The 16174-nt window shown below is 41.1% G+C and carries 9 protein-coding genes, 2 tRNA genes and 2 rRNA genes; 12 read left to right on the top strand and 1 reads right to left on the bottom strand.

All coding sequences use genetic code 11. The features are described 5' to 3' along the window. Positions 1-4 precede the first annotated feature (4 nt). A complete protein-coding gene (gene rpmH, locus ACYQ03_RS02770; RefSeq protein WP_459907464.1) occupies positions 5-139 on the bottom strand; it encodes a 50S ribosomal protein L34 in 135 nt (44 codons plus the stop codon). 380 nt (positions 140-519) lie between these two features. Between rpmH and dnaA the strand changes: the two genes are divergently transcribed. The 12 genes from dnaA to ACYQ03_RS02710 all read left to right on the top strand — a co-directional run. Continuing rightward, positions 520-1845: a chromosomal replication initiator protein DnaA gene (gene dnaA, locus ACYQ03_RS02765; RefSeq protein WP_459907462.1), complete on the top strand. Its 1326-nt coding sequence runs from the start codon at positions 520-522 to the stop codon at positions 1843-1845. Between the two features lie 229 nt (positions 1846-2074). Next, on the top strand, positions 2075-3172 hold the full coding sequence (dnaN, locus tag ACYQ03_RS02760) for a DNA polymerase III subunit beta (RefSeq protein ID WP_459907461.1): 1098 nt from the start codon (positions 2075-2077) through the stop codon (positions 3170-3172). A gap of 13 nt (positions 3173-3185) precedes the next feature. Next, a complete protein-coding gene (locus tag ACYQ03_RS02755) occupies positions 3186-3398 on the top strand; it encodes an RNA-binding S4 domain-containing protein (RefSeq protein ID WP_459907459.1) in 213 nt (70 codons plus the stop codon). 10 nt (positions 3399-3408) lie between these two features. Next, complete coding sequence (recF, locus tag ACYQ03_RS02750) at positions 3409-4524, top strand: DNA replication/repair protein RecF (protein ID WP_459907457.1); 1116 nt, start codon at positions 3409-3411, stop codon at positions 4522-4524. Continuing rightward, complete coding sequence (gene remB / locus ACYQ03_RS02745) at positions 4524-4784, top strand: extracellular matrix regulator RemB (protein ID WP_459908716.1); 261 nt, start codon at positions 4524-4526, stop codon at positions 4782-4784. The genes recF and remB overlap by 1 nt, the downstream gene beginning before the upstream one ends. 170 nt (positions 4785-4954) lie before the next feature. Further along, on the top strand, positions 4955-6871 hold the full coding sequence (gene gyrB, locus ACYQ03_RS02740) for a DNA topoisomerase (ATP-hydrolyzing) subunit B (RefSeq protein ID WP_459907456.1): 1917 nt from the start codon (positions 4955-4957) through the stop codon (positions 6869-6871). A gap of 175 nt (positions 6872-7046) precedes the next feature. After that, positions 7047-7985 carry a methyltransferase gene (locus ACYQ03_RS02735; RefSeq protein ID WP_459907454.1) on the top strand — a complete coding sequence of 313 codons (939 nt, stop codon included), beginning with the start codon at positions 7047-7049 and terminating at the stop codon, positions 7983-7985. A 232-nt stretch (positions 7986-8217) separates the two neighbouring features. After that, entirely contained in the window at positions 8218-10650 is a 2433-nt protein-coding gene (gene gyrA, locus ACYQ03_RS02730; protein ID WP_459907452.1) for a DNA gyrase subunit A, read from the top strand. Positions 10651-11186: 536 nt separating this feature from the next. Next, positions 11187-12716: ribosomal RNA gene (locus tag ACYQ03_RS02725) — 16S ribosomal RNA — on the top strand. A 273-nt stretch (positions 12717-12989) separates the two neighbouring features. Beyond that, positions 12990-13066, top strand: a tRNA-Ile gene (locus tag ACYQ03_RS02720). 6 nt (positions 13067-13072) lie between these two features. Continuing rightward, positions 13073-13148 (top strand) — tRNA-Ala (locus ACYQ03_RS02715). Positions 13149-13272: 124 nt separating this feature from the next. Next, positions 13273-16174: ribosomal RNA gene (locus ACYQ03_RS02710) — 23S ribosomal RNA — on the top strand; the annotation flags it as partial.

Here is a 16174-nt window from a genome sequence, read left to right as displayed (position 1 = left end):
GGCCTTATGCTGACAAACGTTTTCTACCTTTTAAGCGTCTTCTCTTAAGTACATTTTGGCCAGACTTACTAGACATCCGTTTTAGAAAACCATGAACCCTTTTATGTCTACGGTTCTTAGGTTGGTATGTGCGCTTCATGTATAAACACCTCCTTTAAACGAATTGGTATGTCAATAAAAATTGATATACTAGACAGTCACTGAAAATTATATAAAATTTCTTACCCCTAGTCAAGATAATCACCTTTGTTTTTACCTTGTATAGATATCCATAATCTCTGTGAATATTATTTATCTGTTGATAACCTTTATTAGTTTTGGTATTATTGATTTACATCTGTGGATAAATTTATTTATCCAGTTTTTACACAGGCTGTGGATAAAACTGTGTACAACGTTGTTGATTGTTCAAATATTATATACCTTTCAACAAAACATTACGTGACTTCAACATTCCCTTATTAATAAGGGGATTTTTTTCCGGAATTTATAAGTAGTTTGGAGGTTTGCTTAAGTAACATGCAAAACGATGTCCTTGCCAGATGGGAACAGGTGCTAATTCGCTTGGAAAAACAGGTTAATAAGCACTCATTTGAAACCTGGCTTGCCAAATGCAAACCGGTGGCCTTCTATGACAATACAATTATAATAGAAGTTCCGGATCACTTTTCTAAGAGTTGGTTGGCAGATCGGTACTCACCCATCATTAAACAAGCTTATGAAGCCATCATGCATCAAGACATTTCACTTCAATTTATTTTGGCGGGTCAGGAAGTGGATCAGCCCAAACCAAAGGAGAAGTTCTCAGACGAAACTCATACTAATATCCTAAATCCAAGAAATACTTTTGATACCTTCGTTATTGGAAATAGTAATCGTTTTGCTCATGCAGCTTCACTGGCTGTAGCAGAATCTCCAGGAAGGGCTTATAATCCGTTGTTTATATATGGTGGTGTAGGTCTGGGTAAAACTCATTTAATGCACGCCATTGGTCATTATGTTCTTGAAAATAACCCCAATCTAAAGGTTGCCTACGTTACATCTGAAAAATTTACAAATGAATTGATCAACTCTATTAGGGATGATCAAACAGTAGAGTTTCGTAATAAATACCGTAGTATGGACATTCTATTAATCGATGATATTCAATTTCTAGAAAAGAAAGAAGCAACTCAAGAAGAATTCTTCCATACATTTAATACCTTATATGAGGCTAATAAGCAGATCATTATCTCCAGCGACCGACCTCCTAAAGAAATTGCTACCCTCGAAGATAGACTTCGCTCACGTTTTGAATGGGGATTAATAACTGATATGCAATCTCCAGATTATGAAACAAGGGTTGCTATTTTAAGAAAGAAAGCACAATTAGAAGGAATAACAAATATACCTGATGATACCATTGCTTTTATTGCAGATAAAATTCAATCTAACATTCGGGAACTGGAAGGTGCATTAACAAGGGTAAGCGCCTTCTCTTCATTAGAAAAAAAAGAAGCTACACCTCAATTGGCAGCTAAAGTATTAAAGGATGTTATTTCACCTAGTAAACCTAAAGTTATTACTGCTCCGCTAATTATGCAAACAGTTGCAGATTTTTATGGATTAAGAATTGAGGATTTAAAAGCCAAAAAGAGAACCCGTTCTGTTGCTTTCCCCAGGCAGGTTGCCATGTATTTAGCTAGGGAATTAACAGACCTTTCTCTTCCTAAAATAGGTGACGAATTTGGCGGTAGAGATCATACTACAGTTTTACATGCCTGCGATAAAATTATTGCTGATCTTCAAAATGACCCTGTGCTTCAAGAAACCATAAAGGAATTGAAAAAAAGAATATGTGACTAATGTGAATAGAGTTTGATAACTCTTGTTAATAATGTTGATTTATTAAGATTTTATTTTTTTGTGCATTATTATTGTGAATAAGTTTCAGGTTTTTTCTCCACAGCTTTTTTACACCTAAAAATGAACAGTAGTAAGGCCTAATGTAGCATATAAACAAATTCACAGCCCCTATTACTACTACGAACATAAAAATATATAAAAATAAAATAATAAAACACGGGGGAAGGCTATGAAGATAATCTGTACCCGTCAAAATCTAATTCAAGGTGTGACCACTGCTCAAAGGGCAGTATCCACCAAAAATCCCATGCCCATTTTATCTGGTATCTTATTAGTAGCTAAGGACAATAGATTAGAATTACAGGCAACTGATCTTGAGATGGGTATTCAGTGTTTTGTCCCCTGTACAACTCAGGAAGAAGGATCTATTGTTTTGCCTGCCAAATATCTAAGTGAAATAGTAAGAAGATTACCTGATTCACCAATACAGATTGAAAGAAATCAGGATACCAATGTAATTATTCGTTATGGGCAATCTGAAATTACAATTAATGGTTTTGACGCTGAAGAATATCCTATTTTTCCAAAATTACAAAGCAACAATTCTCTAACCATTTCTGAAGAGAAATTAAAAGAATATCTAAGACAAATTCTTTTTGCTACATCTCCTGATGAAAATAGACCAGTCTTTACGGGTGTATTGATGGAAATTCTAGAAGGTAATTTAAGGTTAGTGGCTACAGATACACATCGTTTAGCAATGAGGCAAATTGAAAGTCCATCTGTCAAAGATGATATAAATATTATTATCCCTGGTAAAACTCTTAATGAGCTGACTAGGGTTATTGGTGCTGCTGATCGTCAAGTCACTATTTCCATTGGAGAAAACCAAATAACTTTTGGTATGGAGGACACAACCTTAATTTCTAGGCTAATTGAAGGTCAATTCCCTAATTATCGTCAAGTTATACCTCAAGGCTATAAAACAAGAGTTAGAGTAAAAACAAAAGACCTTATTGAAGCTGCAGAAAGAGCATCACTATTGGCTCGAGTTGGCACACAAATTATTCGTTTAAATATTGAGGAAGAAAAGTTAGTAATCACTGCCAATACAGAAGTTGGTAGAATACATGAAGAAGTTCCTGTTTATTTACAAGGAGATACTATTCAAATAGCCTTTAATGCTGTATATCTGACTGATGCACTGCGAGCCATTAGTTGTGATAATATTTATTTTGATATGTCAGGACCCCTCAGTCCTGGGATATTAAGACCAGTCGAAAGTGATGATTACATTTCACTAGTGCTACCTGTAAGAACTGCCTAAGGAGAGATACTTTTTGACCCAACAAATTAAAGTAAATGATGAGTTACGCCTAGATCAATTTTTAAAATGGGCTAATATTACCGGTTCCGGCGGAGAAAGTAAAATTCTGATTCAATCAGGACTTGTTAAAGTTAATGGTAATATAGAGACCAGAAGGGGTAAAAAATTAAAAAATAACGATGTTGTGATGGTAGATGGTGCCGGAAGTTTTTTGGTTGTGATGTGAAGGTGAGATTTTGCGGGTACAAAAGTTATCTCTGAGGAATTTCCGTAATTATACAGAAGCAATATTTATACCTCATCCGTCCATCAATATTATTACTGGATCAAATGCCCAAGGAAAAACAAACTTGTTAGAGGGTATTTATTATTCTTTAAGGGGACGTTCCTTTCGGGCCGAAAGAGATAAAGACATTTCTAAATGGCAAACTAAGCAGACCATAATTGATTCAGAGATTAGTTTGACTTCTCGAATTTTTCATATCCATTGGAAAATAGGAGAGCGAACAAAAAAATTATTTTTCAATGGTGTAGAGACACCACGTTCAGAGTTGGATCATTTTGGAGTAGTAATGTTTTCACCGGAAGACTTATATTTAATAAAGGGATCACCCCAGGAAAGAAGACATTTTTTGGATTTTGAAGTAGGGCAACTAAGTCCTGGCTATAGTAAAATCTGGCGACAATATTCTCGGGTTCTTCATCAAAGAAATACTCTTTTGAAAGAAATAAGAGATAGACGTTCAAACCCAGAAATGTTGGAAGTTTGGGATGATCAGCTTTATAGGCATGGAGCCAAAGTAATTTATCTTCGCCTAGAAGTTTTAAAAAAATTAATTCCATTGGCAAGGAAAATTCATTTTAGCCTTACCGGAGGAGCAGAAGAGTTACAAGTAAAATATTTATCATCTTTAGTTTTAGAACCAGGGCTAAGTGAAGAAAAAATTTACCAGATATTCTTAAATTCTTCAAAAAAATTACGTAAAATTGAACTACTAAGATGTCAAACTCTACTGGGGCCCCACCGTGATGATCTATCCTTAGCCATTAATGGGATTGAGGCCAAAACTTTTGGTTCCCAAGGACAACAAAGAACAGTAACACTATCGTTAAAATTATCTCAGTTGGATTTATGGTACCATGAATTTGGTTATTACCCAGTATTACTGTTGGATGATGTCTTATTCGAATTGGATCGTGATCGACAATCAATGCTTGTTAATAAAGTTATGAATAAGGTACAGACCTTTATAACAACTAGTTTTACGGGTGGGATAGAAGAAACCATTAAGGGTTCCGGTATTCTCTGGCAAGTTCAGGCTGGTAGTTTAAGGCAAAGGGAGGAATTTTGATGTTTCTGCATTTAGGTGGAGATGTAGTGGTCTTAAAAAAAGACATTATAGCGATACTCGATGCCCGTACCAAAAATTCAACGATAACTAAGGAATTTATTGAAATCGCTAAAGATGAAGGCTTTATTCAACCAATTTCCAATCAAGAAAAAGAGAAATCCTTTGTAATAACTACCAAAGAGATCTATATTTCCCCTATTTCTTGCACCACTCTAAAAAAGAGATCTGATAACATTTTAGAAAATAATGATGAAGAATAAAAACCGTGAATAACGGTTTTTTATTTTATATTGTAAAAATAGTAACAAGATCCGGTGGTATATTAGGATTAAGATTAATTTCACAATCTTTGAGTAGAATATTAATCTTGAGTGGTAATACTATATATGGTATAATATGGTTTCAATGTGAATAGATGGAGGTCACTCATATGGACCAACAGCAACAGACCAATAAATACAGTGCTGACCAAATACAAGTGTTAGAGGGCTTAGAAGCTGTAAGACGCCGACCCGGTATGTACATTGGCAGTACCAGTGCTCGGGGGCTGCATCATTTAGTATACGAAGTCGTAGACAATAGTATTGACGAGGCACTAGCCGGATATTGTGATAAGATCATTGTAACCATAGAAGATGACAATTCCATTTCGGTTGAAGACAATGGTCGAGGTATCCCTGTGGGTATACAACCCCAGGTAGGAAGACCAGCTGTTGAAGTAGTATTAACTATGCTTCATGCTGGTGGAAAATTTGGTGGTGGTGGTTACAAGGTTTCTGGTGGTTTACACGGAGTCGGTGTGTCTGTGGTTAATGCTCTATCAGAAAAACTATCTGTAGAAATAAAGACAGATGGAAAAATATATAGACAGGAATATTCTCGGGGTATTCCAACCACCGAATTAACAGTCATCGGGGATAGCAATGTAACAGGAACCAAGGTATCTTTTAAGCCTGATGCAGAAATATTTGAGGAATTAGTTTTTAGTGTTGATACTTTAACCCAGAGACTAAGAGAACTGGCATATTTAAATAAAGGCATTAAAATTATCCTACAAGATAAACGAAAGGACCCAATATTTGAGCAGGTCTTTCAATTTGATGGCGGAATTAAGGATTTTGTTAAGCATCTAAATCGAAATAAACAAACAATACATCCAAAACCGATATATGTATCCGGTGAAAAAGAACAGATTGTTGTTGAAGTTGCTCTTCAATACAATGATGGTTATACAGAAACAATGCTATCCTATGCGAACAACATTCATACAATTGATGGTGGAACCCACGAAGTAGGCCTAAAGACGGCCCTTACTAGGGTAATTAATGATTATGGTAGACAAAACGGCATTTTAAAAAGTAATGATGCAAATTTATCCGGAGAAGATATCCGGGAAGGTGCCATTATTGTTATAAGTGTAAAGGTACCAGAACCTCAGTTTGAGGGTCAGACCAAGACAAAACTAGGCAACAGTGAAGTAAGAGGAATCGTAGATTCTATCTTTGCTGAAAAATTAGCTACTTATTTGGTAGAAAACCCACCTGTGGCTAAAAAAGTTATTGAAAAAGGGATAACAGCTGCCAGAGCTCGGGAAGCGGCACGTAAAGCACGGGAACTTACACGAAGAAAAAGTGCACTGGAAACTATGTCTTTACCAGGTAAACTGGCGGATTGCTCAGAAAAAGACCCAAGCTTATGTGAAATATATTTGGTTGAGGGTGATTCAGCCGGGGGGTCTGCAAAACAAGGTCGGGATCGACGTTTTCAAGCGATTATGCCACTAAAGGGTAAAATTCTTAATGTAGAAAAGGCCCGGATAGATAGAATTCTCGCTAATGAAGAAATTAGGGCTATGATTACTGCCATGGGTACAGGTATAGGTGACGATTTTGATATTTCTAAGGCTCGTTATCACAAAATCGTCATTATGACTGATGCCGATGTCGACGGTGCTCACATCCGAACCTTACTATTGACTTTTTTCTATCGTTACATGAGACAACTTATAGAAGCCGGCTATGTTTATGCGGCACAACCACCTCTATACCGTGTTCGTAAAGGGAAACATGATAGTTATTGTTATAGTGACGAGGAGTTAGAAGAACTACTAAAGAGAATAGGCCATGATCGGGTAAATATTCAAAGATACAAAGGCTTAGGTGAAATGAACCCAGATCAACTTTGGGATACCACAATGGATCCGGATACCAGAACTATGTTACAGGTTACACTGGATGATGCCATTGAGGCAGATGCTATATTTTCTATGCTAATGGGTGATCGTGTAGAACCAAGAAGAGATTTTATACAAGAAAATGCTAGGTTAGTGAGAAATTTAGATATATAATTTTAGAAAAGCTTGGCTCGCTTGTGCCCTTTAGGGTGCGCCAAGCCTATAGCGCCAGCCTTAGCTTTTCTTAATACTATCATCCTTAAAATCTTATACTCTCTGATAGTATAAAAAACTTGGCCAAAGCCAAGTTTTTTAAAAGGTTTAAATTAGTTGATCTGGAGGAATCAAAATGCCAAATTTAAAAAATGCTATGGTGCCCCAGGAATTATTGGTGGTAGGTACAGCACTTAAGACTGGTATTTTTGATTTGCTAAAGGATAAACCTCAACATATTGAAAAAATAACCAGTAATCTTTCCTTGGATCAAAGGGCCCTTTGGGTGGTTTTAGAAGCTTTGCTATCCTTGAACTATCTAGAAAAAACTGACGATATATATGCTCTAACAGAAGAGACAAAGGACATTTTTTATAACGAAGCTAGTGAAAAGTACATAGGCTATTCTATTATTCATACATTCAATGTTATCAAATCCTGGAGTCAGTTACCGGAAGTCTTAAAGACAGGAAAACCTGCCAAGCGTGATAGAGATCAAATGGATATTAAAGGCTTTATGTATGCCATGAAAAAGAGTGCTAAACAGGTAGCCGATGAACTTGTTGAAATCTGTTTAAAAGACCTAGCCCTAGGTACACGTGTTATTGATTTAGGTGGAGGTCCTTTAAATTATGCTCGTCCCTTCGCTAAGGCAGGGGCTATGGTAACCGTACAGGATGTACCTGAAGTATGCTCAGTTATGGCTGCTGGTATATTACCAGGTGAAAATATTACCTTTGTACCTGGAGATTTTACCGAAGGAGTAGCAGAGGGCCCCTTTGATCTAGCTTTCTTAGGTAACATTTGTCATATTTATGGCGAAAAAGAAAATGTAGAATTATTTAAGCGAGTTTATCAATCCTTAGTTTCTGGTGGGCGTATGGTTATCCTTGATTTCGTCCGTGGAATCAGTCCAAGGGCAGAACTCTTTGGTGTAAATATGCTTGTAAATACCGAAACTGGTGGTACCTGGACTCGAGAGCAATATATTGACTGGTTAACCCGAGCTGGCTATAAAGATGCCCAAATACAGATGTTAGATGACAGACAAATTATTATGGCAACCAAAGAGTAAAAGTAATTCTTCAATAATCCAGTGATTTTGATATAGTATATAGTTTTTTTGGTAAAACTTGTAATAAGATATTTATTTGTATTAAAAAACTTACTAGTTCATTAGCCTTAGTGTCAGCTTTAGATTACAGTTAATAAATAAAAATTGTTAAAGTATATTAGGCTTGATCAATCTTTGCTCTAATTAATAACGTCAAGGAAAGGTAAGCCTGGTTTTTATTGGAGGAATAAAAATGACTGCCCATACTGGTAAGGTCATCCCTTTAGATATTAACAATGAAATGAAAAACTCCTACTTAGATTATGCCATGAGTGTAATTGTGGGTAGAGCTTTACCTGATGTTCGAGATGGCCTAAAACCTGTTCATCGAAGAATTCTCTACTCTCTGCATGAATTAGGATTAACACCTGACAAACCTTATCGTAAAAGCGCTGGTATTGTTGGTAAAGTTATGCAAGACTTTCACCCCCATGGAGATTCATCTATCTATGATGCTATGGTCCGTTTAGCCCAAAATTTTGCTTGTCGTTATCCTTTAATACAGGGTCATGGTAATTTTGGTTCTGTTGATGGGGATCCAGCAGCGGCTATGCGTTATACCGAAGCACGAATGGCTAAGATTACGTTAGAAATGTTGGCTGACATAGATAAAGAAACTGTTGATTTTGCTCCTAACTATGACAATAGAACAGAAGAACCCACTATCCTACCCTCTAAGATACCGAATTTATTAGTAAATGGTTCTTCTGGTATTGCTGTAGGTATGGCAACTAATATACCACCCCATAATCTTGGTGAGGTTATTGATGGAGTCCTCATGATGATTGAGGATTCCCAAGTTACACCGGATGATTTGATGAAGGTAATAAAAGGACCTGATTTTCCAACCGGAGCCACAATTATGGGTAGGGAAGGTTTACGTCAAGCTTATAGGACTGGTAGAGGAACAATTAAAATTCGGGCCCAGTCCACCATAGAGACCAAAGCAAATGGCCGATCAGTTATTATAGTTAACGAAATTCCCTACCAAGTAAATAAAGCAAGACTAATTGAAAAAATCGCTGACTTAGTCAAGGATAAGAAAATTGAGGGTATTTCAGACCTACGAGATGAGTCTGATCGTAGGGGTATGCGAATTGTTATTGAACTAAAGAAGGATACCAATCCCAATGTGATATTGAATCTTTTATATAAGCATACACAGATGCAGGAGAGTTTTGGCATCATTATGCTTGCCTTAGTGAACAATGAGCCCAAAGTTTTAAATCTTGCCCAAGTGATTTTTCACTATCTTGAACATCAAAAGGATGTTATTACTCGTAGAACAAGATATGAGTTAAAAAAAGCTGAAGCAAGGGCACACATTGTTGAAGGATTGCGTATTGCCTTAGCTAACCTTGATGAAGTTATAAAGACCATTAGAGAATCTAAAAATACCGAAGATGCTAAGCAAGGGCTAGTGGGTAAATTTAACCTTACAGAAATCCAAGCAGAGGCCATTGTAGAAATGCGCTTAAGAAGCTTGACAGCCCTTGAAGTAGAAAAATTAGAAAAAGAATACAAAGAATTATTGGAGAAGATTGATTACTTGCGTGCCATCTTAGCCGATGAGAAAAAGGTATTAGCCATTATCCGTGATGAACTGTTGGCTATTAAAGATAAATTTTCAGATACCAGACGTACTATTATTAGTAATGATGCTGCTGGTGATTTTGATATTGAAGATTTAATAGAAGAAGAAGAAATGGTAGTTACCATTACAAATCAAGGCTATATTAAGAGAATCTCAATGGACACCTATAAAAGCCAAAAAAGAGGCGGTAAAGGAATTACCGCTATGGGAACCAAAGAAGAGGATTTTGTCAGAGATATCTTTATAGCTTCCACACACCATTTTCTATTGTTTTTTACGAATAAGGGTAAGGTTTATAGACTTAAAGTTTATGAAGTACCAGAGGCATCAAGAACGGCAAAGGGTACACCAATTATTAATTTGCTAAATTATGATAGTGATGAATATGGAACTACTGTAATCCCAATTAAGGAATTTGAAGAAGAGGCTTACTTATTCATGGCTACTAAACATGGTATTGTAAAGAAGACAGCTTTAACAGAGTTTAATTCCTCACGGCGGGATGGATTAATTGCTATCAACCTTGATGAAAACGATAAATTGGTTGCTGTTGAATTAACTCGTGGTAAAGAGGAAATCATTATGTGTACCCAAGACGGAGTAGCCATACGTTTCTCAGAGGAAGATGTAAGACCAATGGGGCGTGTTACCCGAGGGGTAAAAGGGATAACATTGACCCAAAACGATCACGTGGTGAATATGGGAGTAATTAGAGAGAGAGCAGATTTGCTTACAGTTACTGCCAATGGCTATGGTAAACGGACACCACTTGTTGAATACCGAAAACAAACTCGTGGTGGTAAAGGGATTATAAATATTAAAACCACCAAAAGAAATGGCTCAGTAGTAGGTGTTTTGGTAGTAAAAGATGATGATGAGGCTATGATGATTAGTGCTGAAGGTATTATCATAAGGCTTCCTGTTAAAGATGTTTCCTCTATGGGTAGAAATACTCAGGGAGTTACATTGATGAGAACGTCGGAAAATGATCATATTGTTGCCATTGCCAGAGTTGTTAATGAAGATCAATAGTATATTAGAAAGCCACCTTAATCAGGGTGGCTTTTGTTTTAAACGAGCAAATTTTTAATAAAAACAGGTTTAATAAAAACAATAAAGTAATCTTATCAAAACTATATTGACACAAATCATTTTGATATGTTATATTTATCTCCGCCGACAAAAGTTGAGTTATAACTGAGAAGTTAAGTAAAATATGTTGAAAAACACATTGACTCAATTATAAATCAATGGTATTATAAAAAAGCATTTTGAGAAGTGAATTTACCAAAAACTTTCACTTGAAATAACAGTGAAAGTCGTGGTAAGATAAAGTTCCGGTCGCAAGATCGGGACAAGTTAAAACAAAATGGTCTTTGAAAACTAAACAGAAGATGATGGATGAAAAACAGGTCAAGTCAAAAGTCGAGATACCCCCTAACGGGGATAAGACACTCGAAACTAAGACGACCACAAAAAACATCCTCGTCAAGCGTTATTAAATGACGCTAGCGAGTAAATCTAGGATAAGTAAAGAGCCAAAACTCTTTAAGATATTTTTAAAATATTTTACGGAGAGTTTGATCCTGGCTCAGGACGAACGCTGGCGGCGTGCCTAACACATGCAAGTCGAACGGAGATTAGAATGAAGCTTGCGATTTCTAATTTTAGTGGCGAACGGGTGAGTAACGCGTGGATAACCTGCCTGATAGACCGGGATAACAGCTGGAAACGGCTGCTAATACCGGATACGCTTGCGGAGTCGCATGACTCTGCAAGGAAAGCGCATACGCTATCAGATGGATCCGCGTCCCATTAGCTAGTTGGTGGTGTAGAGGACCACCAAGGCGACGATGGGTAGCCGGCCTGAGAGGGCGATCGGCCACACTGGGACTGAGACACGGCCCAGACTCCTACGGGAGGCAGCAGTGGGGAATCTTCCGCAATGGGCGAAAGCCTGACGGAGCAACGCCGCGTGAGGGAAGAAGGCCTTCGGGTTGTAAACCTCTGTTTTCAGGGAAGAAGTCAGTGACGGTACCTGAAGAGTAAGCTCCGGCTAACTACGTGCCAGCAGCCGCGGTAATACGTAGGGAGCGAGCGTTGTCCGGATTTACTGGGCGTAAAGGGCGCGTAGGTGGTTCATTAAGTTAGAGGTGAAAGTTCGGGGCTCAACCCCGTGATTGCCTCTGATACTGGTGGACTTGAGTGCAGGAGAGGGGAGCAGAATTCCCAGTGTAGCGGTGAAATGCGTAGATATTGGGAGGAATACCAGTGGCGAAGGCGGCTCTCTGGACTGTAACTGACACTGAGGCGCGAAAGCGTGGGGAGCGAACAGGATTAGATACCCTGGTAGTCCACGCCGTAAACGATGAGTGCTAGGTGTTGCGGGTATCGACCCCTGCAGTGCCGCAGTTAACACAATAAGCACTCCGCCTGGGGAGTACGGTCGCAAGACTGAAACTCAAAGGAATTGACGGGGGCCCGCACAAGCGGTGGAGTATGTGGTTTAATTCGACGCAACGCGAAGAACCTTACCAGGGCTTGACATCCTCTGAAAGGCGTAGAGATACGTTTTCTTGACTTCGGTTAAGCAGAGAGACAGGTGGTGCATGGTTGTCGTCAGCTCGTGTCGTGAGATGTTGGGTTAAGTCCCGCAACGAGCGCAACCCCTAACATTAGTTGCCAGCATGTAAAGATGGGAACTCTAATGTGACTGCCGTTGACAAAACGGAGGAAGGTGGGGATGACGTCAAATCATCATGCCCCTTATGTCCTGGGCTACACACGTACTACAATGGCCGGTACAGACGGAAGCGAAGCTGTGAAGTGGAGCAAACCTGAGAAAGCCGGTCCCAGTTCGGATTGTAGTCTGCAACTCGACTACATGAAGTCGGAATCGCTAGTAATCGCAGGTCAGCATACTGCGGTGAATACGTTCCCGGGCCTTGTACACACCGCCCGTCACACCACGAAAGTTGACAACACCCGAAGCCGGTGAGCTAACCGTAAGGAGGCAGCCGTCGAAGGTGGGGCCGATGATTGGGGTGAAGTCGTAACAAGGTAGCCGTATCGGAAGGTGCGGCTGGATCACCTCCTTTCTAAGGAGAAATCAGCAACAGCTGATTATCTAAGGTCGGACATTCATCATCTAATCTGTTTAGTTTTGAGAGACCAAGGCCCGGGGGGGATTCCTCTGGGATCTTGCTATGAGCCTTTAGCCATTAGCTTTTTAGGCTAAGTGGCAAGACAAAGGCCAATAGCTTCAACCAGAAACTTCCGGTTGATTTAATGTGTCTCTTGAAGTAAAATATAAATCCAGTCTAATAGCTAAAAGCTAAAGACTAGACCCAAAAGAAATGCAAATAAGCTACGGGACTATAGCTCAGCCGGTTAGAGCGCACGCCTGATAAGCGTGAGGTCGGTGGTTCGAGTCCACCTAGTCCCACCATATCGTGGGGGCATAGCTCAGCTGGGAGAGCACCTGCCTTGCAAGCAGGGGGTCAGCGGTTCGATCCCGCTTGTCTCCACCATTTTTATCTAAAATATTTGTATTGTTCTTTGAAAACTGAACAGCGAAACAAGTAAAGCGTCGACATAAAAACAATTTCAGTAGGTTACCAAAAGTAACCGAGCCGAAACAAGCAAGTAAGATTTGGTCAAGAAAGAAAGGGCATACGGTGGATGCCTTGGCGCTAAGGGCCGAAGAAGGGCGCGGTAAGCTGCGAAAAGCCACGAGGAGCCGCAAGCAGGCATTGAATCGTGGATACCCGAATGGGGCAACCCGGCGGAGTAAACCTCCGTCACCCTATGCTGAATATATAGGCATAGAGGAGGGCACCCGGGGAACTGAAACATCTAAGTACCCGGAGGAAAAGAAAGAAACATCGAACCCCCAAGTAGCGGCGAGCGAACAGGGGCGAGCCTAAACCAGATTTCTTCGGAAATCTGGGGTTGCGGGACCCTCATCACGTGAAGAATAGTCCTAGTCGAAGACACCTGGAAAGGTGCTGCACAGAAGGTAAAACACCTGTAGACGAAAGGATGAAACTTGCAGAGGGAATCCCAAGTACCGCGGGACACGAGAAACCCCGTGGGAATCAGGGGGGACCACCCCCCAAGGCTAAATACTCATAGCGACCGATAGTGAACCAGTACCGTGAGGGAAAGGTGAAAAGCACCCCGGGAGGGGAGTGAAATAGAACCTGAAACCGTATGCTTACAAGCTGTCAGAGCACATTAAAAGTGTAATGGCGTACTTTTTGTAGAACGGACCGGCGAGTTACATCTAACGTGCAGGTTAAGGCAGAAAAGCCGGAGCCGAAGCGAAAGCAAGTCTTAATAGGGCGATATGTACGTTGGAGTAGACCCGAAACCTGGTGATCTACCCATGTCCAGAGTGAAGCTTTAGTAAAATAAAGTGGAGGCTCGAACCGACCTTCGTTGAAAAGGAGGCGGATGAGGTGTGGGTAGGGGTGAAATGCCAATCGAACCAGGAGATAGCTGGTTCTCCCCGAAATAGCTTTAGGGCTAGCCTCGGTGTGAGAATAGCGGAGGTAGAGCACTGAATGGGCTAGGGGCCTTCACGGGTTACCGAACCCAATCAAACTCCGAATGCCGCTATATTGTAACCGGGAGTCAGACTGCGGGTGCTAAGATTCGTAGTCAAAAGGGAAACAGCCCAGACCAACAGCTAAGGTCCCAAAGATATACTAAGTGGAAAAGGATGTGGGGTTGCTAAGACAACCAGGATGTTGGCTTAGAAGCAGCCACCATTTAAAGAGTGCGTAATAGCTCACTGGTCAAGTGACCCTGCGCCGAAAATGTAACGGGGCTAAGTATATCACCGAAGCTTTGGAATGTAGTAATACATTGGTAGGGGAGCGTTCTTACAGCGTTGAAGCAGTACCGTAAGGAGCTGTGGAGTAGTAAGAAGTGAGAATGCCGGTATAAGTAAGCGAAAAGGCAGGTGAGAATCCTGCCCGCCGAAAACCTAAGGTTTTCTGGGGAAGGTTCGTCCGCCCAGAGTAAGTCGGGACCTAAGCCGAGGCCGCAAGGCGTAGGCGATGGACAATCGGTTGAGAATCCGATACCACCAGATACCGTTTGAGGATGGAGTGACGCAGGAGGGTAAGTTAAGCCAGCGGCTGGAAAAGCTGGTCCAAGCCCGTAGGGAGTAAGGTAGGCAAATCCGCCTTACACATATCCTGAGAGGTGATGGGGAGCGAAAACAAGTAGCGAAGTAACTGATCCCAAACTGCCAAGAAAAACTTCTAACGAGGTAAGCTGGTGCCCGTACCGCAAACCGACACAGGTAGGTGGGGTGAGAATCCTAAGGCGCGCGAGAGAACCCTCGTTAAGGAACTCGGCAAAATGACCCCGTAACTTCGGGAGAAGGGGTGCCTCGATATCGTGAAAAACACACGTTTGGAGCGAGAAGAGGCCGCAGAGAAAAGGCCCAAGCGACTGTTTACCAAAAACACAGGTCCCTGCTAAAGCGAAAGCTGACGTATAGGGGCTGACGCCTGCCCGGTGCTGGAAGGTTAAGGGGAAATGTTAGAGCAATCGAAGCATAGAACCGAAGCCCCAGTAAACGGCGGCCGTAACTATAACGGTCCTAAGGTAGCGAAATTCCTTGTCAGGTAAGTTCTGACCCGCACGAAAGGCGTAACGATTTGGGCACTGTCTCAACGAGGGGCTCGGTGAAATTGTAATGACGGTGAAGATGCCGTCTACCTGCGACAGGACAGAAAGACCCCGTGGAGCTTTACTGTAGCTTGACATTGGGTTTTGGTATTTGATGTACAGGATAGGTGGGAGACTGAGAAACTTGCACGCCAGTGTAGGTGGAGTCAACGTTGGGATACCACCCTTTAGATATTGAAATTCTAACTATAGACCATGAAGCTGGTTTTAGGACAGTGTCAGGTGGGCAGTTTGACTGGGGCGGTCGCCTCCCAAAAGGTAACGGAGGCGCCCAAAGGTTCCCTCAGTGCGGAAGGAAATCGCACGTTAGAGTGTAAAGGCAAAAGGGAGCTTGACAGCGAGACCAACAAGTCGAGCTGGTACGAAAGTAGGGCTTAGTGATCCGGCGGTTCTGAGTGGAAGGGCCGTCGCTCAACGGATAAAAGCTACCCCGGGGATAACAGGCTTATCTCCCCCAAGAGTCCACATCGACGGGGAGGTTTGGCACCTCGATGTCGGCTCATCGCATCCTGGGGCTGAAGTAGGTCCCAAGGGTTGGGCTGTTCGCCCATTAAAGCGGTACGTGAGCTGGGTTCAGAACGTCGTGAGACAGTTCGGTCCCTATCCGTCGCAGGCGCAGGAAACTTGAGAAGAGCTGTCCCTAGTACGAGAGGACCGGGATGGACGGACCGCTGGTGTACCAGCTATCGTGCCAACGGTAGTGCTGGGTATCTAAGTCCGGAAGGGATAAGTGCTGAAAGCATCTAAGCACGAAGCCCCCTTCAAGATGAGGTTTCCCACTACGCAAGTAGATAAGATCCCATGAAGACTACATGGTAGATAGGCCGGAAGTGTAAGAGCAGTAATGTTTTCA

The sequence above is a fragment of the Desulfotomaculum defluvii genome (genome assembly GCF_054657375.1).
Note: the sequence above shows the minus strand (reverse complement) of the source record. Positions and strands in the feature narration are given on the sequence as shown.